Here is a 26042-nt window from a genome sequence, read left to right on the forward strand (position 1 = left end):
GACATTATCTCAGCTTGAGGGTGGCCAGACCGGTGAGCACCAGCATCAGGGTAATGATCCAGAAACGGACGATCACTCTGGGCTCGGGCCAGCCTTTCAGCTCGTAATGGTGATGAATGGGCGCCATGCGGAAAATACGCTGGCCCCGCAGCTTGTAGGATCCCACCTGCAGGATCACCGACAGGGTCTCGATCACGAAAATGCCGCCCATGATCACCAGCAGGAATTCCTGACGTACCAGCACGGCAATGACGCCCAGGGTCGCGCCCAGCGCCAGGGAGCCTACATCGCCCATAAACACCTGGGCCGGAAAGGTGTTGAACCACAAAAAGCCCAGACCGGCGCCGACGATGGCGGTACACACCACGGTCAGCTCTCCGGCATTGGCCACGTAGGGAATGTGCAGATACTCGGCGAAATTGACGTTGCCGGTGGCCCAGGCCACCAGGGCAAAGCCCGCCGCCACCATCACGGTGGGCATGATGGCCAGGCCATCGAGGCCGTCGGTGAGGTTGACCGCATTGCTGGAGCCCACGATCACGAAATAGCTGAGCACGATAAAGAACAGGCCGAGCTGGGGCATGACGTCCTTGAAGAAGGGCACCACCAGCTGGGTCTGGGCAGGATCCTTCGCGATGGCATAAACAAAGATCGCCGCCGCCAGCGCCGCCGCCGACTGCCAGAAGTACTTCCAGCGGGCGATCAGGCCGTCGGTGTTCTTGCGCACCACCTTGCGGTAGTCATCGACAAAGCCGATGGCACCGAAGGCGCCCAGCACGAACAACACCACCCACACATAGGGGTTGGACAGCCGGGCCCACAGCAGCACCGACACGAAGATGGCAATCAGGATCATCAGGCCGCCCATGGTGGGCGTGCCCGCCTTGCTGAAGTGGGACTCGGGGCCGTCGTTGCGCACCACCTGGCCAATCTGCAGCTTCTGCAGCCGGCGAATAAGGCGGGGGCCGATCCACAGCGACACCAGCAGACCGGTCAGAATGGAGACGATGGCCCGAAAGGTCAGATAGGAAAAGACGTTGAAAAATCCGAAATGGGGAGTCAGCCATTCCGCCAGCCAGACTAGCATAGCTCTCCCTCCTGAATGGCCCGGACCAGTTGTTCCATCCGGGCACTGCGTGCACCCTTGACCAAAACCACCACCTTGTTGTGTGCCGCCAGCGCTTCCTTCAGCGCTGGCCACAATTGTTGCTTGTTGTCGAAATGACGGCCCTGGGCCGCCGTGGCCGTGTGCCGGCTGTCTTCCCCCACGGTGAGCACGGCGTCAATGCCGAGCCGGCGGGCATGCTCGCCCACCTTGACGTGCATCTCGCGGCTGTAGTCACCGAGCTCGGCCATGTCGCCAAACACGAAAATGCGATACCCCGGCAGACTGGCCAGGGTATCGAGACCGGCCAGCACCGAGGCGACGCTGGCGTTATAGGTATCATCCAGCACCGTCAGACCGGGACGCGTCCACACCTGCAGGCGGCCCCTGGCCTGATTAAAGGCGGCCAGACCGGCCGCAATCTCTTCCAGGCTGGCGCCCAGCTGCTCGGTGCCGGCGGCGGCGGCCAGGGCGTTGGCCACATTGTGTTTGCCGGGCACCGGCAACCGAATATCGATTTCCCCCTGGGGCGTCAGCAGCCGAAAACGGGCGCAGCCGGCGGCGTCCAGGGTCACCTGACGGGCCTGATAGTCGCGGCGGTCGCCGAAATAGGTAAGCTCATGGGATTGTTTCCACAGGCTGCAGAAAGGGCTGTCGCCATTGGCGATGGCCACCCCACCGGGCTCCAGGCCACCGTAGATTTCGCCCTTGGCCTGGGCAATGCCCTCCAGCGAGCCAAAGCCTTCCAGGTGCGAGGCCTCCACGTTGTTGATCAAGGCCACGTGAGGCCTGGTCAGCGAGCTGGTCCAGGCGATTTCACCGATGTGGTTGGCACCGAGCTCGATCACCGCGTAGTCGGTGTGCTCGGTCAGCTCGCACAGGGTCAGGGGCACGCCAATCTCGTTGTTGAGGTTGCCCCGGGTGGCCAGCACCTCGCCCTTCTGGCGCAGTATGCTGGCGGCCATTTCCTTCACCGTGGTCTTGCCGCAACTGCCGGTAATAGCCAGCACCCGGGCCTGACTGGCCGCACGCACCAGGCCACCGAGCACGCCCAGGGCCAGCCGGGTGTCGGCCACACGGATCTGCGGCAAATCCAGCTCCAGCCAGCGCTCCACCAGCAGCGCCGCGGCGCCCTGCTCCACCGCCTGGGCGGCAAAGTCGTGGGCGTCAAAGCGCTCACCCGACAGCGCCACAAACAGGCAGCCGTCATGCATGGGCTGGCGGCTGTCGGTGGACACCGCCAGAATGTCGCGATCCGCGCCGCGCAACTCGCCGCCGGAGGCCTCGGCCAGCCGGCTCAGGGATACGGCGATCACCGGCCTGCCCCCAAGGCGGCGGCCACGGTTTCCCGATCGCTGTAATGTGATGTTTGCGTGCCCACTATCTGATAATCCTCGTGGCCCTTGCCAGCCACCAAAATAATGTCCTGTTCATTTGCCGCGCCAATGGCGCAGGCAATGGCCTCGGCCCGGGAATGAATCACCCTGGCAGCATTCGGCGCACTCAGGCCGGCCTGCATGTCGGCGATAATGGCCGCGGGCGACTCGGTGCGCGGATTGTCGTCGGTGAGGATCACCTCGTCGGCGCCGTTTTCCGCCGCCGCCGCCATCAGCGGCCGTTTGCCCCGGTCCCGATCGCCGCCACAGCCCACCAGGCACCAGAGCCGGCCCCGGCAGTGCTGGCGCAAGGCCTGCAGCACCTGTTCCAGCGCATCCGGGGTGTGGGCGTAGTCCACCACCACCAGAGGCTTGCCCGGGGCGGTAAAGGGCTCCATGCGCCCGGCCACGCCCACCAGTTTGGGGGCCGTGGCCAGCAGCCGCTCAAAGGACTCACCCAAAACCAATAGCGCTCCCATGGCCGCCAGCAGATTGGCCACGTTGAAGCGGCCGATCAGGGGGGCGGATAATACACCATTCCCCCAGTCGGAGTTAATGGTCACTTTCACCCCGTCGCCATAAAAATGCACCGTTTCCGCCACCAGCTGACGACCGGGAAAATCCGCCAGCCGGCCGTGCAGGCTGTAGGCCACGGCGTCGGCATAATGGCCCAGCCAGCGCCGGCCGTACACGTCGTCGGCATTGATCACCCGGCCCTTGCGGCACTGCTCAAAAAGGCTCCGTTTGACTTCACCGTATGCGGCCATGGTGCCGTGATAGTCCAGGTGATCCCGGCTCAGGTTGGTGAACACCGCCACGTCAAAATCGAGCGCGGCCACACGGTGCTGGTGCAGGCCGTGGGACGATACCTCCATCGCCACGCGGGCGGCACCAGCGTCGAGCATGGTCGACAGCTGCTGCTGCACTTCCAGCGCCGAGCCGGTGGTGTTGGCCGCCGGGGTCAGCTGGCCGCACAGGCCGTTGCCCAGCGTGCCCATGACCCCGCTGCGCACTCCCAGCAGCAGGCTCCAGTGAGCGATCAGCTGGGAAACCGTGCTCTTGCCGTTGGTGCCGGTCACCCCCACCAATTGCAGCCGGCGCGAGGGCTCGCCGTAAAAGGCGCCGGCCAGCCGTGACAACTGCTCCGGCAGCCGGTGCACCCCCAGCAGACGATGATCCTGCGGATCCAGTCCGGCCTGCTCGGGGGTGTCGGCCTGATAAAGCACCGCCGCCGCCCCCTGCGCCAGGGCACTGCCGATATACTGACGACCGTCGGTCTGATGGCCTTTAACGGCCACAAACAGGCAACCGGGAGTCACGCTCCGGCTGTCGAGGGTGATGCGCTCAATGGCGATGGCCGGGGCCGAGTGCCCCAGGGGAATCGCCAGCTCTCTAAGTGTGAGGGACAACGGCTGCCTCCTGTCCTGCCAGCTGGAATTGTTCTTCGGTGGCCGCATCGGGGCGAATGTTGAGCAACTGCAGGGCGCCGCTCATCACCTCGGCAAACACCGGGGCCGCCACCTGGCCACCGTAATACTGATCGCCCTGAGGCTCGTTGATCACCACCACCATGGCCAGGCGCGGATCGCTCAAGGGCGCCACCCCGGCAAACAGTCCCACATAATCACTGCCGTAGCCGCCGGCGATGGCCTTGCGCGAGGTGCCGGTCTTGCCTCCCACGCGGTAGCCGGCAATGGCGGCATTGGTGGCGGTGCCACCCGGCCGCACCACGCTTTCCAGCATGTGCAGCACCGCCTCGGCATGACGGCGGGGGATCACCTGCTCACCCGCGGGCGGCTGACTGCGCTTGATAATGGTCAGCGGATGGCGCACGCCGCCGTTGGCCAGAATGGCGTAGGCCTGGGCCAGTTGCAGCGGGGTCACGGTCACGCCGTAGCCAAAGGACAGGGTCGCCTGTTCGATATCGGACCAGCGCCGGCGCTGGGGCACCATGCCGGTGCTTTCGCCCACCAGCCCCATGCCGGAGTCGATGCCGAGCCCGAAACGGTACAGGGTGTCCAGCATCTGCTCCGGGGTTTCTTCCATGGCCATCAGCACCATGCCCATGTTGGACGAGCGCTGCAGCACGGTTTCCACGCTGATCTTGCCCAGGTTGCGGTGATCCGATACGCGCTTGCCACCCAGACGCATCCAGCCCGGATTGGTGTCGATCATGCTGTCGGCATTGACCACGCCGTTTTCCAGGGCACTCACGACGATCATCGGCTTGAGGGTGGAGCCCGGCTCGTAGGCATCGGTCACCGCCCGGTTACGGGCACGAAAGCCCTGATACTGGCTGCGGTTGTTGGGATTGAACGAGGGCGCGTTGACCATGGCCAGCACCTCGCCGGTTTTCACGTCCAGCATCACCAGCGAGGCCGAGGTGGCTCTGTGATATTCAAACGCGCGCTTGAGCGAGCGGTAGGCCAGGGCCTGTATGCGCTGGTCGATGGTCAGCTCGATATTGTTGGCCTGACGGGCTTCCGACACCACCCCCAGGTCCTCGATCACCCGGCCCATGCGGTCCTTGCGCACCTTGCGCTCGCCGGGCTGGGCGGTAAGCCAGTCGTTAAAGGCCCGCTCTATGCCCTCGATGCCGGCACCGTCGATATTGGTCATGCCCACCAGGTGAGCATTGATCTCACCGGTGGGATAAAAGCGCCGCTCTTCCGGCCGCAGGTGCACTCCGGGCAGGCGCAGCTTGCGAATGTATTCGGCCACCGCCGGGGTCACCTGGCGTTGCAGGTAAACGAAGCGACGTTTGGGATCCTGCACTCGGGCCAGCAGCTTGTCGTGGGGCACCCCCAGTACCTCGGCCAGGGCCTGCCAGGCCTGTTGCTTGTCGAGGCTGTGCTCGGCGTGGATCTGCTTGGGATCCGCCCATACCGCCTGCACCGGCACCGACACCGCCAGCTCCTCGCCGTTGCGATCCATGATCATGCCCCGGGCGGTGTTGCTGACCGCGGTGGAACGCAGGGAGCGCAGATCCCCCTCCAGCCGCAACCGATCCGGCGAGATCACCTGGATCCAGGCAGCCCGGGCAAAGAGCGCGAAAAAGGCCAGCAGGATCACGCCGCAGGTGAAGTAAAACCGACCGCGGGCCAGCATGGGTTCCTTTTTCAGTTTTTTGCGCCAGCTCATGGTTGCATCACCAGTTTTTCCTTACCCGGTTCGGGCCGCTTCATACCCAGCTTTTCCCGGGCCAGGGCTTCGACACGGCTGTGCTCCATCAGGGTATTCTGCTCCAGCAGCAGGTTGCGCCATTCAATGTCGAGCCGGTCCTGCTCGGCCATCAGCTCGTTGTATTCACTGGTTTTTTGCCGGGTGCTGTGGGTCACCACGATCACCGTCATGGCCGACACCACAGTCAGGATGGCCAGCAGCAACAGCCATTTGTAACGCCACAGATCCCGCCCGATTTCCCGGGCCAGGTTGATGCGGCTTTCCATTACTCGCTGCGCTCCAGTCGCTCGGCCACCCGCAGCACCGAGCTGCGGGCCCGGGGGTTGGCGGCCACCTCCTGTGCGGAAGGCTTCTGCGCCTTGCCCACGCTTCTGAGCGAGCGGCCACCGGCCAGCTGGGCCTCGGTCAGGGGCAGGCCGGGCGGCACTTCGGGTCCCTTTTCATGCTTGCGAATAAAATGTTTGACCAGCCTGTCTTCCAGGGAATGAAAACTGATCACCGACAGCCGGCCACCGGGTGCCAGTACCGTCAGGGCACCGTTCAGCGCCTGCTCGATTTCGTCCAGCTCACTGTTGATGTAGATGCGAATGGCCTGAAAACTGCGGGTGGCGGCGTGCTTGTTCTTTTCCTTGCTGGGGTTGACCCGGGCGATCATCTCCGCCAGCTGACGGGTGCGGGTCCAGGGCGTGATCTGGCGGTCGTGCACGATGGCGCGGGCAATTTTGCGGGCATGACGCTCCTCGCCAAAGGTCTTCAGCACCCAGGCGATGTCGTCCATGTCGGCATGGTTGAGCCAGTCGGCGGCACTCTGGCCGCTGGTGGGATCCATGCGCATGTCGAGGGGGCCATCCTTCTGAAAACTGAAGCCGCGCTCGGCATCATCCAGCTGGGGCGATGACACCCCCAGATCGAGCAGCACGCCGTCCACCCGGCCGGTGAGGCCTTCGGCTTCCATCATGTCGGCCAGCCGGGAAAAGGGGCCGTGCAAAATGGTAAAACGCGGGTCGGTGATGTTTTCGGCTTCGGCAATGGCCGCCGGATCCCGGTCAATGGCCAGCAGCCGGCCATTCGGCCCCAGTCTGGACAGAATATGGCGCGAGTGTCCGCCCCGGCCAAAGGTGCCGTCCACATAAATGCCGTCGGGGCGAATATTCAGACCGGCCACTGCTTCTTCCAGCAGAACGGTAATGTGTGCCTGTTGTTCACTCATTGTTATAGCGAAAAGTCCCGCAATCGTTCCGATGAATCCCAGCCTTCGTCGGGAAGGGCCTGCAAGTCATCGTTTATTTGTTGTTGCCAGCGGGGCTCGCTCCAGATTTCAAAGCGATTGAGCTGCCCTACCAGCATGATTTTTTTATCCAGCCCCGCGTGTTGCCGCAGCGGCCCCGGCACCAGAAAACGGCCGTTGCCATCCAGCTCGCACTCGGCGGCATGGCCCAGCAACAGCCGCTGCAGGCGCCGCTCCTGGGGATGGGTACTCGACAGGCTGCGCAGGGTTTTCTCTACCAGCTCCCATTCGTTCAGGGGATACAGCAGCAGACAGGGATGACTGATATCGATGGTGCATACCAACAGGCCGTCGCATTCATCACGCAACGGTTCACGATATCGGGTTGGTATGGCCAGCCGCCCCTTGCTGTCCAGGCTGATGGCATGGGCACCACGCAACATTCAGAGTCCCTGAAATTCTACTTTGTTCCACAAAGATCCACTTTTTCCCACCGCACCAAGTGTAAGGAGCGAATACAGGCATTTCAAGCAAGGAAATAGTTGCTCACGACAAAGGGCGCTGTTGGCGGGAATATTTAAAAAGCGGCGACGGCCCCTAAAAGAACGGGCGAAAAGAAAAGTGCACAAATGCCGGCGGCATAATGAAACAACGCAGCCTTGTGGCTGCGTTGGGGGTAAATACGGTGAGCTGGCCTGTAAGCCGGGTTCTGTATCGGGCAAGCCCGATTGACAATCATTCCTCTAGGCCGGCGATCGCTCGCCGGCTCCAGCAACCTACCCGCCTCCAGCGCGGGCCGCGCCTGTAGGAGGCCTATTTGGTCTTGCTCCGGGTGGAGTTTACCGTGCCACGGACTGTTGCCAGCCGCGCGGTGCGCTCTTACCGCACCCTTTCACCCTTACCTGTGCCCGAAGGCCATCGGCGGTCTGCTCTCTGCTGCACTGGTCGTGGGCTCGCGCCCCCCAGGCGTTACCTGGCACCCTGCCCTGTGGAGCCCGGACTTTCCTCCCCCTCGCCCGTCTGCCAAAGGCACAACGACGAGGCAGCGATTGTCCGGCCAGCTCGGCGCGCAGTGTACCCCAGCCGGGCCACCGGCGCCAGCGCTATTCTTGCCGGCTCAGAGCCCCGCTTCCAGACCGTATTTGTACAGGGCGTTCTTTTTCAGGCCGTGGATTTCGGCAGTCAGGGCGGCCGCCTTTTTCAGCCCCAGGTCGGCGCTGAGCAGCGCCAGGGTCTTCAGCGCCGGCACCGGCAGGTCATCGGCCTCGGCCTTGTGCCCGGCCACCATCAGCACGATCTCGCCCCGACTACGGTTGGCGTCCTCCTTCAGCCAGCCGAGCATCTCGCCCGCCGGCAGGCTGTGAATGGTCTCAAAGGCCTTGGTCAGCTCCCGGGCCACTACCACGTGGCGTTCCGGGCCCATCACCGCCACCAGCGCCGCCATGGTGTCGAGCAGACGGCGGGGGGATTCGTAAAACACCATGGTCCTGGGCTCGTCCTTCAGGCTTTCCAGCTTGTCGGTACGCGCCTTGTCTTTTGCCGGCAAAAAGCCTTCGAACACAAAACGATCCGTGGGCAACCCGGCCGCCGACAGGGCGGTGACCGCGGCACAGGGTCCCGGCAGGGCCACCACCTGTACACCGGCCTCGCGACAGCGGTTGACCAGATGGTAACCGGGATCGCTGATCAGCGGCGTGCCCGCATCCGATACCAGGGCGATGCTCTTGCCTTCCAACAGGCGGCCAACCAGCTGCTCGGCCTTGTGCTGTTCGTTGTGGTCGTGCAGCGCCCAGGTGGGTGTGCCAATCTGGTAGTGAGACAGCAGCTTGCCGGTATGGCGGGTGTCCTCGCAGGCGATTACGTCCACCTGGCGCAGGGTATCCAGCGCGCGCTGGCTGATGTCGGCGAGGTTTCCGATGGGGGTGGGCACGATATAAAGGGCGGCAGCCGGGCTCATGGCAACTCCTGTGCAAGCAATTGTTTCACCGTCCCGGCCCGATTACACTTAGGACCAGAATGACTCAGCATGGGAAATAAGGGATTGGCAACTCAACTTCAATGGGCCAGTGTAACACGACTGCTGTGCACCCTGGTGCTTTCATCCGCGCTGACGGCCTGCGGCAGTGGCCTGCTGCAACCCACCGTGGAGCCCGAACCGGCACCGGACATGTTCAGCCCCCTTGACCGGCCCGCCGAACAGTACTCGGCCCAGGCCAACGTCGCCGCCGGCGACGATGTCTTTGCCTGGAACGTACTGGCGGTACGCGCCCTGCTGCAACAGGGCAACAGTGCCGAGGCCAGAGAGCGGCTCACCGGCCTGCGCACCGGGGCCAGCCTGTCACAACAACCGGTGGTTACCCTGCTCGAGGCCGCCGTGCTGCTGACGGAACAGCAACCGGGGCAAAGCCTGCAGCGGCTGCGCGGCATAGACGGACAACGCCTGGCGCCCTCGGCCCGGGCCTACCTGCGGCTGCTGGAGGCCAATGGGTACGAGCAACAGCAACAGCCGCTGGACGCCGCCCGGGCCCTGATTGCCCGCCATGACCTGCTGGCCGGTCCCGCGCAGAACAACAACCGCGAGCGCATTTACCGGCTGCTGGCCCAGGTGGACGTAGCGAGTCTGCGCCGGGCTCAGGGTGAACACAACAGCCCCGAGGCCAATGGCTGGTTCCGGCTGATGGCCATTCTCAACGCCGGCGATCAGCCCGCCGCCCGGCGCAGCTGGCAGCTGCAGTCCTGGAGCGGCAGCTACCCGGATCACCCGGGCCGGGTCTATCTGCCCGACGCTCAGGACGTGGCACAACCACAGGCCTTCGAGCCGTCCCATATCGCCGTGATGCTGCCCCTGTCCGGCCGTCTGGCCGAGCAGGGCGAAGCCATTCGCAACGGCATTCTCAGTGCCGGCCAGGGCCAGACCACCCGCATCAGCTTCCTCGACACGCAAGGGGCCGACATGGCCGCCCTCTACCGGCAGGCCGCCCAGCAAGGCGCCGACTTTATTCTGGGCCCGCTGCTGAAGGAAAACGTCGACGCCCTGCTCAAGCAGGATCCGGCCATGCCGGTGCTGGCCCTGAACCAGCCCGCCTACCAGCCGCAGCTGGCCGCCTTTTACTATTTTTCCCTGTCGCCCGAGGGCGAGGCCGCCGATGCCGCCCGCCGCATGTGGGACGACGGCCACCAGCAGCCGCTGGTATTTGCCCCGGCCAACGAGCTGGGTCGCCGGGTGGCGGCCGAATTCAACCGTCAGTGGCAGGCCCAGAGCGGCCGTCCGGCCATCCTGGCCTATTTCAACAATCAGGCCAGCATCGAAAACGACGTGCGTCGCGCCCTGAACAGCCGGCCGGCCGCCGCAGCCGCCGGTCAGGTACAGACGCTGGAGGGCTCTACGCCCGGCCTGGTGCCCGAAGCCCGCCCCGCCGATTCGGTATTTATGGTCACCAACGCCGCCGAAACCCGCTATATTCTGCCTTACTTCGACTTTGTGCGGGACAGCCGGGCCGCCCGCCTGCCCACCTATGTGATCTCCCGCAGCTATATTCCCGCCGGCGAAGCCCCCATGGGCGAGCTGGCGGGCCTGCGCCTGTCCGACATGCCGTGGATGTTTGACGGCGCGCCCCAGCTGAAGGAAGAGGTACTGAGCCTCTGGCCCGAGGCCAACGCCGGATGGCTGCGGCTGTTTGCCCTGGGTTACGATGCCCGGGCCCTGGTGATGCAGCTGCCGGCCCTGCGTCAGGGCGCGCCCGCCGTGCCGGGGCTGACCGGCGAGCTGACGGTCTCACCCGAGGGGGTGGTGCAGCGCCGCCTGCAATGGAGGGAGTACGTTAATGGCGACTGGCTTTCCATCGGACAACAAACCGAACCACAATAAGCGCGCTCACGGCGCCCTGCATGAACGCCGGGCCGAAGCGTACCTGCGCACTCAGGGGTTGCAGCCGGTGGCCCGCAACTACCAGTGCAAACTGGGTGAAATCGATCTCATCATGCGCCAGGGCGCCACTCTGGTGTTTGTGGAGGTGCGTTACCGCCACGATCGGCGCTTTGGCGGCGCCGCCGTGTCGGTGACCGCCGCCAAACAGCAGCGGCTGCGCCGCGCCGCCCTCAGCTATCTGCACATGAAGGGGCTGAACGAAGCACACCAGCCCTGCCGTTTCGACCTGGTTGCCTGCGACGGTGACCAGATCAACTGGATACCCAACGCCTTTTAAGGAGCCTCATGCAGGAAGAAATCAAAGCCAGCTTCACCGAAAGCATTCAGACCAAGATCGCCGCCGCCGAAGCCCTGCCCGACGACATTCTGGCCGCGGCCCAGATGATGGTGATGTGCCTGCTCAACGGCAACAAGCTGCTGGTGTGCGGTAACGGCGGCTCCAACGCCCTGGCCCAGCTGTTTGTCAGCGAGCTGATTAACCGCTACGAAACCGAACGTCCGGCGCTGCCGGCCATCTGCCTGACCCTGGACACCAGCAGCATCAGCGCCATTGCCGTGGATCACCACTTCGACGATGCCTACGCCCGCCAGATACGGGCCCTGGGTCAGGCCGGCGACGTACTGGTGGTGATCTCCACCAGCGGCCACAGCCGCAACCTGATCAAGGCCGCCGAGGCGGCGCTGAGCCGGGACATGACCATAGTGGCACTGAGCGGCGGCGACGGCGGCGAGCTGGCCGGCCTGCTGGGGCCCAACGACGTGGAAATTCGCGTGCCGGCGCTGCGGGCACCGCGCATTCACGAGGTGAACCTGCTCACCCTGCACTGCCTGTGCGATCTGATTGACCGCACCCTGTTTCCCAGCCAGGAGGACTGACTGCATGAACAAGACACTGGTCGTGTTACTGACTTCTCTCGCCCTGCTGCAGGGCTGTGCCGGCCTGGTGGCCGCCGGCGGCGCCACCGGTGCCAATATGATTACCGACAGACGCACCATCGGCACCCAGCTCAGCGATCAGACCATTGAGATGCGTGCCCTGCACCGGCTCGGCGAGGAAAAGCCAATGTGGAGCGAAAGCCGCTTTGCGGTGATCACCACCAACGGCAAGACCCTGCTGATCGGCCAGACCCCCACCGAGGCCCACCGGACCCGGGCCGAGGAAATAGTACGGGGAGTGCCCGGCGTCACCGAGGTGTTCAACGAGGTCCGTATCGGCCAGCCGCTGACCCTGACCCAGCAAAGCCGGGACACCTGGCTGACCTCCAAGGTCAAGAGCACCCTGCTGGCGGAAAAGAACATCGACGGCAGCAAGCTCAAGGTGGTCACCGAAAACACCGAGGTGTTCCTGATCGGCCTGGTGACCCGCAGGGAAGCCGACATCGCGGTGCAGCTGACCCGCAACGTAGCCGGCGTATCCCGGGTGGTGACCGCCTTTGAATACGTACAGGATGCGCCCTGAGACGTGAGACATAATCAAAAAACGCAGCCGGTGGCTGCGTTTTTTATTACTTGATGACCTTGAGATTGGGTCTGCCCTTTTTCGGTGCGGGCCGGGACGGCTCCATCTCGGGCGGTTCCGCCGGCTCGTCTTCCTGGCTGCTGGCTTCCAGCCAGGCCTCATAGGCCTGCTCCGGCGGGAAAAAGGTGCCGGCACCGTTCTCACGGGCCTGAATGGCCACCACCGCCGCCATGGGAATGTACACCTGCAGCGGCTGGCCGCCAAAACGGGCGTTAAAGCTGACCGCTTCGTTGTCCATGTGCAGGCCGACCACGGCGCTGGGCGAAATATTGAGCACGATCTGGCCGTCGTTCACATACTGACGCGGCACCTCGGTGTGAGGCACCTCGGCGTTCACCAGCAGGTGCGGGGTCAGCTCGTTGTCCAGCAACCAGTCGTAAAACGCCCGCAGCACATAGGGACGACTGGGGGTCATTTCGTCCATGGTCACACCTTGCCGCCCAGGTCGCGCTCGGCTTCGGTGAGCGAGGCCTGAAACGACTCGCGTTCAAACAGGCGCACCATGTAGGCCTTGAGCTCCTTGGCACCACGGCCGGACAGCTCAATGCCCAGGGACGGCAGCCGCCACAGCAGCGGGGCCATGTAGCAGTCGACCAGGCTGAACTCTTCGCTCATGAAGAAGGGGAACTCGGCAAATACCGGCGCTATGGCCAGCAGCGCCTCGCGCAGCTCCTTGCGGGCTTCGTCGGCCTTGTCACCGCGCTGAATACGCGCCACCAGCGAATACCAGTCCTGATCGATGCGGTGCATCATCAGCCGGCTGTTGCCCCGGGCCACCGGATACACCGGCATCAGCGGCGGGTGGGGAAAGCGCTCGTCCAGGTATTCCATGATGATGCGAGACTCGTAAAGCACCAGCTCACGGTCGACCAGGGTCGGCACCGTGCCGTAGGGGTTCAGCTCCAGCATGTCCTCGGGCAGGCTGTCAGGCTCGACCTGGCTGATCTCCACGCTGACACCCTTTTCCGCCAGCACAATACGCACCTGGTGGCTGTAGATGTCATCAGCACCGGAAAACAGCGTCATAATGGAACGTTTGTTGGCCGCAACTGCCATTGAATCCTCCACAAATCAAAAATGGGAACGGCAATGGAAGCAGTATACCCCCATTGCCGTTCACCTGTTCAGCTTAGACGACGTCTGCTCAGTGTACGTCCCGCCAGTATTCTTTCTTCAGCAGGTAGGCAATGACGAAGAAGATCGCCAGGAAGCCCAGTACCCAGTAGCCCAGGCGCTGACGCTCCAGCTTGACCGGCTCGCCGGAGTACACCAGGAAGTTGACGATATCCAGCACCGCCTGGTCGTATTCGGCAGTGGTCAGCTCGCCGTTGCCGTCGGTCTGAATGCCCACCGGCGTGACCACTTCCACCCCGTCAACGGTGTGGGTTTCGGTTTCCAGCCGGGCAGTGCCCTGCAGCGGCTCCAGCACATGGGGCATGCCCACGGACGGGAACACCAGGTTGTTCACACCGAACGGGCGGCTGTCGTCCTTGTAGAAGGAACGCAGGTAGGTGTACAGCCAGTCGGCGCCACGTACCCGGGCCACCAGGGTCAGATCCGGCGGCGCGGCGCCAAACCAGTTGGCGGCGTCGCTTTCCGGAATGGCGTTTTCCATCAGGTCACCGATGGCCACACCGGTGAAGTTCAGGTTGGCCTGCATCACGTCTTCCGGAATGCCCAGATCCTCGGCCACACGGTTGTAGCGCTGGTACTGGGTGCTGTGACAGCCGGAGCAGTAGTTCATGAACAACTTGGCGCCGTTCTGCAGCGAGGCCTTGTCGGTCAGATCGTAGTTCGCCTCATCCAGGTGAACATTGCCGCCGGCGGCAAAGGTCAGGGCCGGCAACAGCGCAAACAATGCAACAACTATCCTTTTCATTTGAACGTTACCCTCTCTGGCAGCGGCTTGGTTTTTTCGTTTTTGCTGTAGAAGAACAACAGCACGAAGAAGGCAAAATAGCCGAAGGAACATACCTGAGCCAGCAGCGTCAGGGTCGGGGTAGAAGGCAGCGCGCCCAGCACACCCAGAATGATGAAGCAGACCACGAACTGAACGATGTTCAGCAGGTGCAGCTTGCTGCGGTAGCGGAACGAACGCACCTTGCAGCGATCCAGCCAGGGCAGCACGAACAGCACGGCAATGGACAGGCCCATCAGAATAACGCCCATCAGCTTGTCGGGTACCGCCCGCAGAATGGCGTAGAACGGAGTGAAGTACCATACCGGGGCAATGTGCTCGGGGGTCTTCAGGCCGTTGGCCGCTTCAAAGTTCGGCGCTTCCAGGAAGTAGCCGCCGCCTTCGGGCATAAAGAAGATCACGAAGCTGAAGAAGAACAGGAAGCCCGCCACACCGACGATGTCTTTCACGGTGTAGTAGGGGTGGAAGGGAATGGCGTCTTTCGGCCAGCCGTTCTCGTCCTTGTTTTTCTTGATGTCGATACCGTCGGGGTTGTTGGAGCCCACTTCGTGCAGCGCCACAATATGCAGGAACACCAGGATCACCAGCACCAGCGGCAGGGCAATCACGTGCAGCGCGAAAAAGCGGTTCAGGGTGGCACCGGAGATGACGTAGTCACCCCGAATCCACAGGGTCAGATCGTCGCCGATCACCGGAATGGCACCGAACAGCGAGATGATGACCTGGGCCCCCCAGTAGGACATCTGCCCCCAGGGCAGCAGGTAGCCCATGAAGGCTTCCGCCATCAGCACCAGGAAGATCAGCATGCCGAACAGCCACAGCAGTTCACGGGGCTTCTGGTAGGAGCCGTAGATCAGGCCACGGAACATGTGCAGGTACACCACCACAAAGAAGGCGGAGGCACCGGTGCTGTGCATGTAGCGCAGCAGCCAGCCGTATTCCACGTCCCGCATGATGTATTCGATGGAGGCAAAGGCGCCTTCGCCGGACGGGTTGTAGTTCATGGTCAGCCAGATACCGGTAAGGATCTGGTTCACCAGTACCAGCATGGCCAGGGAGCCAAAGAAGTACCAAAAGTTGAAGTTTTTGGGTGCGGGATACTGACCTACGTGCTTGTTGTAGGTCGCCGTCATCGGAATGCGTTCGTCGATCCAGCTTACGAGTTTACCCAGCATGGTGTTAGGCTCCTTCCTTGTCTTCACCCACCAGAATGGTGGTGTCGTTGACATAGTAATAAGGGGGAATGACCAGGTTCAGCGGAGCCGGAACCCCCTGGAACACGCGGCCGGCCATGTCAAACTTGGAGCCGTGACAGGGGCAGAAGAAGCCGGCGCTCACACCCTGCACCTGCTCACCGAAGCTGTCGGGCAGGTAGGTGGGCGAACAGCCCAGGTGGGTACACAGGCCCACGGCCACGAACACCTCGGGCTTGATGGAACGGTAGGCGTTCTGGGCATAACCGGGCTGTTGCGGCTGCTCGGAGGCAGGATCCCGCAGCTGATTGTCATGCTTGGGCAGACCGTCCAGGATCTCCTGGCTGCGGCGCACGACCCACACCGGCTTGCCACGCCACTCCACCCGGATCAACTGACCGGGCTCCATTTTGCTGATGTCGACTTCTACCGGCGCACCGGCGGCTTTCGCCTTGGCGCTGGGGTTCCACGATGCTATGAAGGGCACAGCGGCAAAGGCAGCTCCGACCCCACCCACAACTGTGGTTGACCAGGTCAGAAATCTGCGGCGACCGGTATCAACTGGCGCATTGCTCATCCAAAAACTCTCCCATTTGGTCTCCGCGCATTTATTTTTCGTTCCATGCATTGATACTGCGATGTGGCAACCGCGGCGGATATCATGGTTTCAATTGCCACAAAAAAACCCGGAAATTCTAATGAAAAGTGCGGTCTTTTACAAGGACGCCCGCTGTGCCGAAGCCCGCATATATGGCGCCACAACTTGTTTCAAATCAATGCCTAAGCAAAAAGACATTGATGTGCCAAAACCGCCTTTCAACAATAAAAAAGCCCGGGTAAACCGGGCTTTTTGATATACAAGACTGCTGTCCCAATTAACGCTTGGAGAACTGGGGACGCTTGCGCGCCTTGTGCAGACCAACTTTCTTACGCTCAACGCGACGGGCGTCACGGGTCACGAAGCCGGCCTTGCGCAGGGCACCGCGCAGGGTCTCGTCATACTGCATCAGGGCACGGGTAATGCCGTGACGGATGGCGCCAGCCTGACCGGAGATACCACCACCGGAAACGGTGATGTACAGGTCCAGCTTCTCGCTCAGCTCGGTCAGTTCCAGCGGCTGACGAACCACCATGCGGGCGGTTTCACGACCGAAGTACTGATCCAGGGAACGCTGGTTGATAACGATGTTACCGCTGCCCGCCTTTACGAATACGCGCGCAGTGGAGCTTTTGCGACGGCCAGTACCGTAGTATTGAGTTTCTGCCATTTGCCTAATCCCGCCTTAGATGTCAAGTACTTGAGGTTGTTGCGCAGCATGGTTGTGCTGGCTGCCCGCATAGACTTTCATCTTGCGGTACATGGCACGACCCAGGGGGCCGCGGGGCAGCATGCCGCGTACGGCAGACTCGATCACCATCTCGGGCTTGCGGTCGATCAGCTTTTCGAAGCTGATGGACTTGATGCCACCCGGGAAGCCGGAGTGAGAGTAGTAAATCTTGTCGGACGCTTTCTTACCGGTTACCTGTACCTTCTCGGCATTGATTACGATGATGTAGTCACCGCAGTCAACGTGAGGAGTGAATTCCGGCTTGTGCTTACCGCGCAGGCGGCGGGCGATCTCGGTGGCCAGACGACCCAGAGTTTTGCCCTCTGCATCAACAACATACCAGTCACGCTTGACGGTTTCTGGCTTAGCAACAAAAGTTTTCATGGATGAACCCAAATTACTGAAAATGAATCCTACACTTGCGCACATGCGCAAAACACGACCAGACCCCCTACCCCTTCGAGTAGCTGTCTGCTTACTGTGATGCCACCTTATCGGCGGCTGTGTAACGTGGGCCGGGCGATTATAGGTAAAGTTGCCTTAAAAATCACCTGCTAATTTCAATGCCCGTTGAAACCGGCCGGCTCGCCCGCCCTTTCCTCGCGACCATGCCTCGGATCGGAGGGCGCATATTGTGACTAAGGAAGGTGCTCTCTGGCAAGATATTCATGGGACTGCATTTCGGTCAGCCGCGACAGGCAGCGCCGGAACTCGAAATTGAGCCGCCCTTCGCCGTATAACTGCGCCATGGGCACCGCCGCCGAAATGATCAGTTTGACGTGGCGCTCGTAGAACTCGTCCACCATGGCGATAAAACGCCGGGCAGCATCATCGGTGTCGAGCCCCATGGGCTGTACCTCCGCCAGCAGCACGGTATGGTAGCAGCGGGCCAGCTCGATGTAGTCGAGCTGGGAGCGGGGAGTGCAGCACAGCTCCTCAAACCCGATATAAAGCACGCCGTCGCCCTCGGCGACGGTACTCAGCCGGCGGTGGTTCACCTCGATGTCGGCACCCCAGCGGCCCGGCTCGTTGCACAGACGAGCGAAATACTGCTCCAGATTGGCGCCGGCCTGGGCGTCGAGGGGGTAGTGATAAATTTCCGCCTGTTGCAGGGTGCGCAGCCGGTAATCGGTGCCCGAGTCGACATTGACCACCTCGCAGTTGGCCTTGATAAGCGCAATGGCCGGCAAAAAGCGGGCCCGCTGCAGGCCGTTGCGATAGAGCTCGTCGGGGGGGATGTTGGAGGTGGCCACCAGGATCACGCCATGACCGAACAGGTATTCAAACAGGGTGCCGAGGATCATGGCATCGGTGATGTCGGACACGAAAAATTCGTCAAAGCAGATCACCCGGGCGTCCCGCGCCAGCCGCTCGGCCACGGTTTTCAGCGGATCGGCCTGGCCTTTCAGGCTTTGCAGCTCGTCGTGTACCCGCACCATAAAGCGGTGAAAGTGCACCCTGAGCTTGCGCTCAAAGGGCAAGCAGTCGTAGAAGGTATCCATCAGGTAGGTCTTGCCCCGGCCCACGCCGCCCCAGAAATACAGCCCGCGAATGGACTGGGCCGGCACCTCAACACGGCCGGTGAGCCGCTGCCACAGGCTGGGCTTGGGTGCCGCTGCCGGCACCGCCACGAGATCATCAAACAGACGCTGCAAATGGGCCACCGCCTCGGCCTGGGCCGGGTCGTGCACAAAATCGGAACGGGTCAGATCCGCCTGGTATTTACTGCTGGGAGTCATGGCTGCCGCTGAATGAACACTGGGGCCGCCAGTGTAGCGAGGACACCCTGAAAACGGCAAGCAATGGCCGGCAGAGGGTTGATCTTCCACACAAAAACCACAATTAATGAAAACAGCACCATTTGACACGCCGGCACGGAACTCGGCTCGGCCCTGCGAGTCTGAATGTTCAATTTCCGGTCTTAATTCCTGTAAATATTAGGAGCACTGCATGAAAGGTCGACGTCCCCTGTTGTCCGCCCTGGCCCTGAGCATGGGTCTCGCCATCCTGCCCGCGGCCCAGGCCGCCCTGCCCTTTGGCGCCGGCACCGAGATCAACAGCCTGGCGCCGGTGGTGGAAAAGGTCAGCCCCGGCGTGGTCAATATTTCGGTTTCCGGCAGCAAGATCAGCCGCCAGGTGCTGCCCGAGCCGTTCCGGTTTTTCTTTGGCCCCAACATGCCCGGCGAGCAGGTGCGCGAGCGCCCCTTTCAGGCCCTGGGGTCGGGGGTCATCATCGACGCCGACAAGGGCTATGTGATCACCAACAATCACGTCATTGAAGACGCCGACAAGATACTGATCACCCTGATCGACGGTCAGGAATACGAAGCCGAGCTGATCGGTGCCGACAAGGAGTCGGACATCGCCCTGCTCAAGGTGGAGGCAAAAGATCTGGTGGAAATCGAGTTTGCCGACTCCGACAAGCTCAGAGTGGGTGATTTCGCCATCGCCATCGGCAACCCCTTTGGTCTGGGTCAGACGGTGACCACCGGCGTGATCAGCGCCCTCGGCCGCACCGGCCTGAACGTGGAGAATCTGGAAAACTTTATTCAGACCGACGCTGCCATCAACTCCGGCAACTCCGGCGGCGCCCTGCTGGACATGGAAGGCAAGCTGGTGGGCATCAACACCGCCATTCTCGGCCCGGGCGGCGGCAACATCGGCATCGGTTTTGCCATTCCCGCCAATATGGTGAAAAACCTGGCGGATCAGATCCTGGAATACGGTGAAGTACGCCGGGGCGTGCTGGGCGTGATGGGCGGCGAGCTGACCTCCGAGCTGGCCCGCACCTTTGGCTACCGCAGCCAGCACGGCGCCTTTGTCAGTCAGGTGCTGGAAGACTCCGCCGCCGCCAAGGCCGGGCTCAAGGCCGGTGACATCATCATCAGCCTGGACGGCAAGCCCATTCGCTCCTTTGGCGAGCTGCGTGCCAAGGTGGCCACCATGGGCGCCGACCGCACCGTGGAGCTGGGGCTGTTCCGGGACGGCAAGGAGAAAACCGTGAAGGTCACCCTGGATCACGCCAGTGAGCAGAAAGTGGCGGCCAACACCCTGCACCGGGCCCTGGAAGGCGCCTCCCTGGCCAACAGTGACCGCAGCGACGGCGTGCGTGGCGTCAAGGTCACCGAGGTGACTCCCCGCTCGCCCGCCGCCCTGTCCGGCCTGGAGGAAGGGGATCTGATCATCGGCGTGAACCGCCAGCGGGTGAAGGAGCTGGGCGAGCTGCGCAGAATCATCGAGGCCAAGCCGGAAGTACTGGCCCTGAACATTCAGCGCGGCAATTCCTCCATCTACCTGGTACTGAGATAACCCTCTGACCACAAAGGGAGTCTGCCGCCGGCCGACTCCCTTCCCTGCCCCTTTATGTTATGCTTGGTGGATTCAACAGCCACCACCTCAAGCCATGCGGCCAACCACCCTTTTCAAATACGGTCTACAGGGCGTGCTCTACGGCGTGCTGATGGCCGTGTTGCTGCTGCTGCTGTTTCCTCAGTTACGCACCCAGTCCATTGAGCACTGGTGGCGCAATCCTCAGGTCAATGTCACCAGTTTTGCCTACGCCGCCGCCCGGGCCGGGCCCGCCGTGGTCAATATCTACACCCGCAGCTTTCAGCATGGCGGCACCAGCCCGGAGCTGAGCGCCACCGGCCTGGGCTCGGGGGTGATCATGTCGGCCCGGGGCTATGTGCTGACCAACTATCATGTGATCGCCGAGGCGGATCAGGTGATCGTCGCCCTGCAGGATGGCCGCATCATCGCCGGCAAGGTGATCGGCTTTGACGTGCCCACGGATCTGGCGGTGCTGAAAATCGACGCCGACCGGCTGCCGGTGATCCCCCAGAGCCAGGATCTCGCTCCGCAGGTGGGTGATATCGTGCTGGCCATCGGCAATCCCTACAACGTGGGCCAGACCATTACGCAGGGCATCATCAGCGCCACCGGCCGCACCGGCCTGTCGAGCATGGGCCCCGACAGCAACGGCCGTCAGGATCTGCTGCAGACCGATGCCGCCATCAATGCCGGCAATTCCGGCGGCGCCCTGGTCAATGTCTACGGCGAACTGGTGGGCATCAATACCGCGTCCTTTCAGAGCGTGGCCCATCAGGAAAGCTATGGCATCAGTTTTGCCATTCCCTATGCCCTGGCCACCCGCATCATGCAGGAGCTGATCGCCAATGGCCGGGTGATCCGCGGTTATCTGGGCATTGGCGGTGCCGACATTCCGCCGGTCATGGCCCGGCTGCTCAACCTGGAGCAACAGGCCGGCATCTATGTGGACAGCGTCAGCCCCAATGCCCCTGCCGCCAAGGCCGGCATTGAAAGCGGTGACGTACTGCTGGCCATCGACGGCAAGGAGATCGCCAACACCCGCCAGGCCATGGACATGGTGGCTGAAACCCGGCCGGGCACGGAAATTCGCGTGACCCTGCTGCGGGCGGGCAAAACCCTGACCCTGCCGGTACAGATCGAGGAAGACAGGCGTTTTCAGCGCTTGCGGTGAAGCAAGGGATTAGGAATTAGGGATTAGGGATTGGTAAAACGTAATGAATGGGGCTGGAAACCAGGCTAATCCCCAGTCCCCAGTCCCCAGTCACGGGGTTAGCCTTTAATACGCTCTATCTGGCCGCCCAGGGCGGACAGCTTGGCTTCAATCACTTCGTAGCCACGATCGATGTGGTAAATGCGATCCACGATAGTGGTGCCCTCCGCCACGAAACCGGCCAGCACCAGACTGGCGGACGCGCGCAGATCCGTGGCCATCACGGTAGCGCCGGTGAGCTGCTCGGTGTCGCCGCAAATCGCCAGGTTGCCGTTCAGCTCAATGTTGGCGCCCATGCGGTTCAGCTCGGGCACGTGCATGAAGCGGTTTTCAAAGATGGTTTCGGTGACCCGGCCCACGCCCTTGGCCACCGCGTTGAGCACGGTGAACTGGGCCTGCATGTCGGTGGGAAAGGCCGGATAGGGCGCGGTCTTGATGTCCACCGGCTTCAGGGTGCGGCCGGTCATGTCGAGACGAATCCAGTCTTCACCGGTTTCCACCAGGGCGCCGGCTTCCCGCAGTTTCACCAGTACCGCTTCCAGCAGGTGCGGATCGGTATTGCGGCAGGTAATGTCACCGCCGGTGACCGCCGCCCCCACCAGGAAGGTGCCGGTCTCAATGCGATCCGGCTGCACGCTGTAGCTGCCGCCGTGCAGGGCCTCGACGCCGTCGATGATCAGGGTGTCCTGACCAATGCCCTGAATGCTGGCGCCCAGGGCATTGAGAAAGTGCGCCAGATCCACCACTTCCGGCTCCCGGGCGGCGTTTTCGATAATGGTGCGGCCTTCCGCCAGCACCGCCGCCATCATCAGGTTTTCGGTGCCGGTGACGCTGACCATGTCCATCAGAATATGGGCACCCTTGAGGCGGCCGTCGACCCGGGCCTTGATGTAGCCGTCTTCCACCTTTATTTTCGCGCCCATTTGCTCCAGGCCGTGAATATGCAGGTTGACCGGACGGGCACCGATGGCGCAGCCGCCGGGCAGGGACACATCGGCCTTGCCGAATTTGGCCACCAGCGGCCCCAGCGCCAGAATGGAGGCGCGCATGGTGCGCACCAGCTCGTAGGGCGCAATGTGACTGTTGACGGCACCGGCCAGCACGGTGACATCGCCGTTGACCTTGACGTTCAACCCCATGGAGGCCAGCAGCTGCAGGGTGGTGTCCACATCCTTCAGCCTTGGCACGTTGGACAGGTGCACGGCCTCGTCGCACAACAGGGTGCCGAACAGTATCGGCAGGGCGGCGTTCTTGGCACCGGAAATGGTCACTTCACCGGCCAGACGGCAGGGGCCCTGAATTCTGAATTTGTCCATTCGTGCTCCTGTCAGGACGGCATAATAAATTTGCGCTCCCGGGCCCACTGCTCGGGAGTAAAGGTCTTGATGCTCAGGGCATGAATGGCGTTCTGGGCAATCAAGTCCATCAACGGACCATTGATGGCCTGCTGACGCTTGACCCGGCTCATGTCGGCAAAGATTCCGGACACGGCGATCACCTGAAAGTGGTCACCTTCGCTTTTCACATACAGTTCGTCCAGTTCCAGCGCTTCACGCAGCCGGCGTTCTACTTCGTTATTCAGATCCATGTTGGCTCCGGGAATCGGTTTCGGGCAGCTCAAACAGCGAGCCTACCCCATACAAGTCGGCAAGAGGATAAAAACTGTCGGGGGGCGAACACAGCGTCAGCCGCTGGTTTCGGGCCGCCAGGGCCTGGCTCCACTGCACCAGCAGTGCCAGTCCCACCGAGTCGATACGCTCCACGGTGCTCAGATCGGCCGTGGATGCGGCGAACAGGGTATCACGCTCCGCCCACCAGGCGGGCAACTGCTCCCGGGTCAGCGGACGGGTCAGTTTCATTGGGCGGTGTCCAGCGGGGTCACCGGCTTGCTGGTCAGCTCGCGCAGCTGGCGGCTGACCGCATCGATGCCCTTCTGGCGGATCAGGCCGCTCAGCTCCGACTGCTTGGCGGAAAGCAGGCTGATGCCTTCGGCAATCATGTCAAACACCTTCCATTCGCCGGTACGGCCGTTTTTACGCAGCTTGAACTCCAGGCGAATTTCGGGTTTGTTCGGCTCCAGCACCGTCACCGGCACCGTGGCCAGTTTGTCTTCCGGCCCCACCGCGCCCTTGCCGATGTTCACGGTCTGCTGCTTGTAGGCAGCCAGAGCGTCGGCATAGGTCACCACCAGATAATCGCTGAAGGCCTCAACGAAACGCTCGCGCTGCTCGGCAGTGGTCTTGTTGAGCTGGCTGCCGATTACCCGGAAGGCGGAAAAACGCACGTCCACCGCCGGCAGCATTTCTTCCCGCACTATGGTGCGCAGATGTTCGGGGTTGGCCGAGATTTTGCCTTGTTCCTGCTCCAGCCGGTCAAAGGTGCGCTGGGCCACCTGATCCACCAGCAGGTAGGGATCGGTGGCGGCCAGGGCCGGCAGGGCAAACAGGCCGGTCAGCACCAGCAGCCAGGACATCAGTTGTTTTTTCATGATTCCTCCTCGGGGAATGCGCCGGTTCAGTCTTTACCGATGGAATAAATAAACTTGCCAATCAATTCTTCCAGCACCAGAGCGGACTGGGTGTCGGCGATGGTGTCGCCGTCCCTGAGCATGCCGATGCCCATGTCCTCATCGGCAAAGCCCGGGGTAATGCCCAGATACTGCTCTCCCAGCAGGCCCGAGGTCAGAATGGCGGCGGTGCTGCTCTCGGCAAACTCGCCCGCGTCCTTGTTCATCGCCAGCGTGACTACCGGCACCTGGCTCTCGGCATCCAGGCTGATGTTGGCTACCCGGCCCACCACCACGCCGCCCACCTTGATGGGAGAGCGCACCTTGAGACCGCCGATGTTGTCGAAGCGGGCATACAGGGTATAGGTTTCACCCTGTCCGTTCACACTCACTCCGGCCACCTTGAACGCCAGCAGCAGCAGGGCGCCGATACCGGCCAGCATAAAGCAGCCGACGCTGAATTCCAGTTTGCTGTATTTCATTATCGCTTACCCGAACATGATGGCGGTGAGCACGAAGTCGAGCCCCAGTACCGCCAGAGAAGAATGAACCACGGTACGGGTGGTCGCCTGACTGATGCCCGCCGCCGTGGGCCTGGCATCAAACCCGTTGAACAGCGCAATCCAGGTGACCACCAGGGCGAACACCAGGCTCTTGATAAAGCCCTGCATGATGTCTTCGTGCCAGTCCACCGCCGCCTGCATGGCGGACCAGAAACCGCCCTCGTCCACCCCCAGCCAGTCCACGCCCACCAGCTTGGCCCCCCAGATGCCGATCATGTTGAACAAAAACGCCAGCAGCGGCATGCTGATGAACCCGGCCCAGAACCGGGGCGCCACCACCCGGCGCAGCGGATCCACGCCCATCATTTCCAGGCTGGACAACTGCTCGGTGGCCTTCATCAGCCCCAGCTCGGCGGTCAGCGCCGAGCCGGCCCGGCCGGCAAACAGCAGGGCGGTGACCACAGGCCCCAGCTCCCGCAGCAACGACAGCGACACCAGCGGCCCCAGACTGCCCTCGGCGCCAAAGTCCACCAGCACATTATGTCCCTGCAGCGCCAGCACCATGCCGATAAACATGCCCGACACCAGAATAATCAGCACCGACTGCACGCCCACCACATGCAACTGCTGAACCAGCAACGGAAAGTGCTTTTGCGGTTGCGGCCGCCCCACCAGAGCATGGGTCAGCATAATGCCGGCCCGGCCCAGGGCGGTGAGCCCGGACACACCCTGGCGGCCGAGGCGGCCAATCACGTCAATCAACATAAGCCAGAGACTCCCTGTAGTCCGGGGCCGGATAGTGGAACGGCACCGGGCCGTCCGCTTCGCCCCGCAAAAACTGGATCACCTGGGGATCCTGGTGGGCTTTCAGCTCTTCGGGGGTGCCGGCGGCGATCACCTTTTTATTGGCGATGATGTAGGCGTAATCGGCAATGGTCATCACCTCGTCGACGTCGTGGGTTACCACGATGGAGGTCAGCTGCTGGGCCCGGTTGAGCTCGGCGATCAGCCGCACCAGCACGCCCATGCTGATGGGATCCTGGCCGGCAAAAGGCTCGTCATACATGATCAGCTCCGGATCCAGGGCAATGCTGCGGGCCAGGGCCGCGCGCCGGGCCATGCCGCCGGAGAGTTCGGACGGAAACAACTGCGCCGCGCCGCGCAGGCCCACCGCCTCCAGCTTCATCATCACCAGGGTGTGAATAATGGCTTCCGGCAGGCCGCTGTGCTCCCGCAGGGGAAAGGCCACATTGTCGAACACCGACAGGCCGGTAAACAGGGCCCCGCTCTGAAACAGCATGCCCATGCGCCGGCGCACTTCGTACAACCGGCGGCGCCCCAGGGACGGTATCGACTCGCCGTCAAAGCGCACCTCGCCGCTGTCGGGCTTGATCTGGCCGCCGATCAGGCGCAGCAGAGTGGTCTTGCCAATGCCGCTGGGGCCCATGATGGCGGTGATCTTTCCGCGCGGAATGTCCATGCTGATGCCCTGGTAAAGGGTGCGATCACCATGGCTGAAGCAAAGGTCCCGTATCTCGACAAGGCTTTGACTCACACTCTGTCCCCGCAAAAAAGAAAGGATTGTAGGGGTTCGGCTGAACATCGGCAACCGAATGACACCGAATTTGCGCCACCCCCTGACCGGACGCGATCGCCCCTCTCCCATCAAGCCGGTCGCTTCTCGGGCCGGGCTTTTCTATAATGGCGCCGCCTCA

General features: G+C 62.5%; 30 protein-coding genes and 1 other RNA gene. 7 read left to right on the top strand and 24 right to left on the bottom strand.

Translation table 11 applies throughout. From position 1 onward, the window contains the following. Nucleotides 1-4: 4 nt before the first annotated feature. The 9 genes from mraY to rsmI form a co-directional block, all read right to left on the bottom strand. Nucleotides 5-1087, bottom strand: a complete 1083-nt coding sequence (gene mraY / locus PU634_RS13640; protein WP_306761332.1) for a phospho-N-acetylmuramoyl-pentapeptide-transferase — start codon at nucleotides 1085-1087, stop codon at nucleotides 5-7. After that, complete coding sequence (locus PU634_RS13645; protein ID WP_371319604.1) at nucleotides 1081-2421, bottom strand: UDP-N-acetylmuramoyl-tripeptide--D-alanyl-D-alanine ligase; 1341 nt, start codon at nucleotides 2419-2421, stop codon at nucleotides 1081-1083. The genes mraY and PU634_RS13645 overlap by 7 nt, the downstream gene beginning before the upstream one ends. Continuing rightward, nucleotides 2418-3890 (bottom strand): UDP-N-acetylmuramoyl-L-alanyl-D-glutamate--2,6-diaminopimelate ligase, encoded by a 1473-nt coding sequence (gene murE, locus PU634_RS13650; RefSeq protein ID WP_306761333.1) that lies wholly within the window; start codon nucleotides 3888-3890, stop codon nucleotides 2418-2420. The genes PU634_RS13645 and murE overlap by 4 nt, the downstream gene beginning before the upstream one ends. Beyond that, entirely contained in the window at nucleotides 3874-5622 is a 1749-nt protein-coding gene (locus PU634_RS13655; protein ID WP_371319605.1) for a penicillin-binding transpeptidase domain-containing protein, read from the bottom strand. The genes murE and PU634_RS13655 overlap by 17 nt, the downstream gene beginning before the upstream one ends. Continuing rightward, on the bottom strand, nucleotides 5619-5930 hold the full coding sequence (ftsL, locus tag PU634_RS13660; protein WP_306761334.1) for a cell division protein FtsL: 312 nt from the start codon (nucleotides 5928-5930) through the stop codon (nucleotides 5619-5621). Before ftsL ends, PU634_RS13655 begins: the two co-directional genes overlap by 4 nt. Then, entirely contained in the window at nucleotides 5930-6874 is a 945-nt protein-coding gene (gene rsmH / locus PU634_RS13665) for a 16S rRNA (cytosine(1402)-N(4))-methyltransferase RsmH (protein WP_306761335.1), read from the bottom strand. The genes ftsL and rsmH overlap by 1 nt, the downstream gene beginning before the upstream one ends. Before the next feature lie 2 nt (nucleotides 6875-6876). Next, nucleotides 6877-7335: a division/cell wall cluster transcriptional repressor MraZ gene (mraZ, locus tag PU634_RS13670; RefSeq protein ID WP_306761336.1), complete on the bottom strand. Its 459-nt coding sequence runs from the start codon at nucleotides 7333-7335 to the stop codon at nucleotides 6877-6879. Between the two features lie 239 nt (nucleotides 7336-7574). Then, nucleotides 7575-7957, bottom strand: an RNA gene (gene rnpB / locus PU634_RS13675) — RNase P RNA component class A. A 52-nt stretch (nucleotides 7958-8009) separates the two neighbouring features. Continuing rightward, the gene (gene rsmI / locus PU634_RS13680) at nucleotides 8010-8849 is read right to left on the bottom strand and encodes a 16S rRNA (cytidine(1402)-2'-O)-methyltransferase (protein WP_306761337.1); all 840 of its coding nucleotides are present in this window, start codon (nucleotides 8847-8849) and stop codon (nucleotides 8010-8012) included. Nucleotides 8850-8933: 84 nt separating this feature from the next. On the opposite strand from rsmI, the gene PU634_RS13685 reads away from it, so the two are divergent. From PU634_RS13685 to dolP, 4 genes are read left to right on the top strand one after another with little or no spacing between them, the layout of a single operon-like run. Continuing rightward, complete coding sequence (locus PU634_RS13685) at nucleotides 8934-10760, top strand: penicillin-binding protein activator (RefSeq protein ID WP_306761338.1); 1827 nt, start codon at nucleotides 8934-8936, stop codon at nucleotides 10758-10760. Beyond that, nucleotides 10717-11097: a YraN family protein gene (locus tag PU634_RS13690; RefSeq protein ID WP_306761339.1), complete on the top strand. Its 381-nt coding sequence runs from the start codon at nucleotides 10717-10719 to the stop codon at nucleotides 11095-11097. Before PU634_RS13685 ends, PU634_RS13690 begins: the two co-directional genes overlap by 44 nt. 8 nt (nucleotides 11098-11105) lie before the next feature. Beyond that, nucleotides 11106-11696: a D-sedoheptulose-7-phosphate isomerase gene (locus PU634_RS13695; protein ID WP_306761340.1), complete on the top strand. Its 591-nt coding sequence runs from the start codon at nucleotides 11106-11108 to the stop codon at nucleotides 11694-11696. A 4-nt stretch (nucleotides 11697-11700) separates the two neighbouring features. Next, nucleotides 11701-12279, top strand: coding sequence for a division/outer membrane stress-associated lipid-binding lipoprotein (dolP, locus tag PU634_RS13700; protein WP_306761341.1), 579 nt, complete (start codon nucleotides 11701-11703; stop codon nucleotides 12277-12279). 46 nt (nucleotides 12280-12325) lie between these two features. Here dolP and PU634_RS13705 read toward each other — a convergent pair whose 3' ends face one another. The 5 genes from PU634_RS13705 to petA form a co-directional block, all read right to left on the bottom strand. After that, nucleotides 12326-12754: a ClpXP protease specificity-enhancing factor gene (locus tag PU634_RS13705; RefSeq protein ID WP_371319647.1), complete on the bottom strand. Its 429-nt coding sequence runs from the start codon at nucleotides 12752-12754 to the stop codon at nucleotides 12326-12328. A gap of 11 nt (nucleotides 12755-12765) precedes the next feature. Further along, nucleotides 12766-13395 (bottom strand): stringent starvation protein SspA, encoded by a 630-nt coding sequence (sspA, locus tag PU634_RS13710; RefSeq protein WP_306761343.1) that lies wholly within the window; start codon nucleotides 13393-13395, stop codon nucleotides 12766-12768. A gap of 88 nt (nucleotides 13396-13483) precedes the next feature. Continuing rightward, on the bottom strand, nucleotides 13484-14218 hold the full coding sequence (locus tag PU634_RS13715; protein WP_306761344.1) for a cytochrome c1: 735 nt from the start codon (nucleotides 14216-14218) through the stop codon (nucleotides 13484-13486). Beyond that, nucleotides 14215-15432, bottom strand: coding sequence for a cytochrome b (locus PU634_RS13720; protein ID WP_306761345.1), 1218 nt, complete (start codon nucleotides 15430-15432; stop codon nucleotides 14215-14217). Before PU634_RS13720 ends, PU634_RS13715 begins: the two co-directional genes overlap by 4 nt. Before the next feature lie 4 nt (nucleotides 15433-15436). Continuing rightward, nucleotides 15437-15967, bottom strand: a complete 531-nt coding sequence (gene petA / locus PU634_RS13725; RefSeq protein ID WP_306761346.1) for a ubiquinol-cytochrome c reductase iron-sulfur subunit — start codon at nucleotides 15965-15967, stop codon at nucleotides 15437-15439. On the opposite strand from petA, the gene PU634_RS13730 reads away from it, so the two are divergent. Continuing rightward, nucleotides 15867-16304, top strand: coding sequence for a hypothetical protein (locus PU634_RS13730; RefSeq protein WP_306763717.1), 438 nt, complete (start codon nucleotides 15867-15869; stop codon nucleotides 16302-16304). The genes petA and PU634_RS13730 overlap by 101 nt on opposite strands. 21 nt (nucleotides 16305-16325) lie before the next feature. Here PU634_RS13730 and rpsI read toward each other — a convergent pair whose 3' ends face one another. The 3 genes from rpsI to zapE all read right to left on the bottom strand — a co-directional run bounded on the left by rpsI (nucleotide 16326) and on the right by zapE (nucleotide 18517). After that, nucleotides 16326-16718 carry a 30S ribosomal protein S9 gene (rpsI, locus tag PU634_RS13735; RefSeq protein WP_094278007.1) on the bottom strand — a complete coding sequence of 131 codons (393 nt, stop codon included), beginning with the start codon at nucleotides 16716-16718 and terminating at the stop codon, nucleotides 16326-16328. Nucleotides 16719-16733: 15 nt separating this feature from the next. Then, nucleotides 16734-17162, bottom strand: coding sequence for a 50S ribosomal protein L13 (rplM, locus tag PU634_RS13740; RefSeq protein ID WP_094201429.1), 429 nt, complete (start codon nucleotides 17160-17162; stop codon nucleotides 16734-16736). A gap of 254 nt (nucleotides 17163-17416) precedes the next feature. Beyond that, nucleotides 17417-18517, bottom strand: a complete 1101-nt coding sequence (zapE, locus tag PU634_RS13745; RefSeq protein WP_306761347.1) for a cell division protein ZapE — start codon at nucleotides 18515-18517, stop codon at nucleotides 17417-17419. Between the two features lie 211 nt (nucleotides 18518-18728). On the opposite strand from zapE, the gene PU634_RS13750 reads away from it, so the two are divergent. Next, nucleotides 18729-20087: a Do family serine endopeptidase gene (locus PU634_RS13750; RefSeq protein ID WP_306761348.1), complete on the top strand. Its 1359-nt coding sequence runs from the start codon at nucleotides 18729-18731 to the stop codon at nucleotides 20085-20087. A gap of 94 nt (nucleotides 20088-20181) precedes the next feature. Beyond that, nucleotides 20182-21279 carry an outer membrane-stress sensor serine endopeptidase DegS gene (gene degS, locus PU634_RS13755; RefSeq protein ID WP_306761349.1) on the top strand — a complete coding sequence of 366 codons (1098 nt, stop codon included), beginning with the start codon at nucleotides 20182-20184 and terminating at the stop codon, nucleotides 21277-21279. A gap of 98 nt (nucleotides 21280-21377) precedes the next feature. Here the strand turns inward: degS and murA are convergent, their stop codons facing one another. Genes murA through mlaF form a run of 7 tightly spaced genes read right to left on the bottom strand, consistent with a single transcriptional unit; the run spans nucleotide 21378 to nucleotide 25882 of the window. Then, nucleotides 21378-22634 (bottom strand): UDP-N-acetylglucosamine 1-carboxyvinyltransferase, encoded by a 1257-nt coding sequence (murA, locus tag PU634_RS13760; protein ID WP_306761350.1) that lies wholly within the window; start codon nucleotides 22632-22634, stop codon nucleotides 21378-21380. Nucleotides 22635-22645: 11 nt separating this feature from the next. Then, nucleotides 22646-22906: a BolA family protein gene (locus PU634_RS13765; protein WP_306761351.1), complete on the bottom strand. Its 261-nt coding sequence runs from the start codon at nucleotides 22904-22906 to the stop codon at nucleotides 22646-22648. Next, on the bottom strand, nucleotides 22893-23177 hold the full coding sequence (locus PU634_RS13770; RefSeq protein WP_306761352.1) for an STAS domain-containing protein: 285 nt from the start codon (nucleotides 23175-23177) through the stop codon (nucleotides 22893-22895). The genes PU634_RS13765 and PU634_RS13770 overlap by 14 nt, the downstream gene beginning before the upstream one ends. Continuing rightward, complete coding sequence (gene mlaC, locus PU634_RS13775) at nucleotides 23174-23809, bottom strand: phospholipid-binding protein MlaC (protein WP_371319648.1); 636 nt, start codon at nucleotides 23807-23809, stop codon at nucleotides 23174-23176. The genes PU634_RS13770 and mlaC overlap by 4 nt, the downstream gene beginning before the upstream one ends. A gap of 23 nt (nucleotides 23810-23832) precedes the next feature. After that, nucleotides 23833-24306 carry an outer membrane lipid asymmetry maintenance protein MlaD gene (gene mlaD / locus PU634_RS13780; RefSeq protein WP_306761354.1) on the bottom strand — a complete coding sequence of 158 codons (474 nt, stop codon included), beginning with the start codon at nucleotides 24304-24306 and terminating at the stop codon, nucleotides 23833-23835. Nucleotides 24307-24312: 6 nt separating this feature from the next. Beyond that, nucleotides 24313-25092 carry a lipid asymmetry maintenance ABC transporter permease subunit MlaE gene (mlaE, locus tag PU634_RS13785; protein WP_306761355.1) on the bottom strand — a complete coding sequence of 260 codons (780 nt, stop codon included), beginning with the start codon at nucleotides 25090-25092 and terminating at the stop codon, nucleotides 24313-24315. Continuing rightward, entirely contained in the window at nucleotides 25082-25882 is an 801-nt protein-coding gene (gene mlaF / locus PU634_RS13790; protein ID WP_306761356.1) for a phospholipid ABC transporter ATP-binding protein MlaF, read from the bottom strand. Before mlaF ends, mlaE begins: the two co-directional genes overlap by 11 nt. Nucleotides 25883-26042 lie beyond the last annotated feature (160 nt).

It is taken from the genome of Oceanimonas pelagia, assembly GCF_030849025.1.
Classification (GTDB): Bacteria; Pseudomonadota; Gammaproteobacteria; order Enterobacterales; family Aeromonadaceae; genus Oceanimonas; species Oceanimonas pelagia.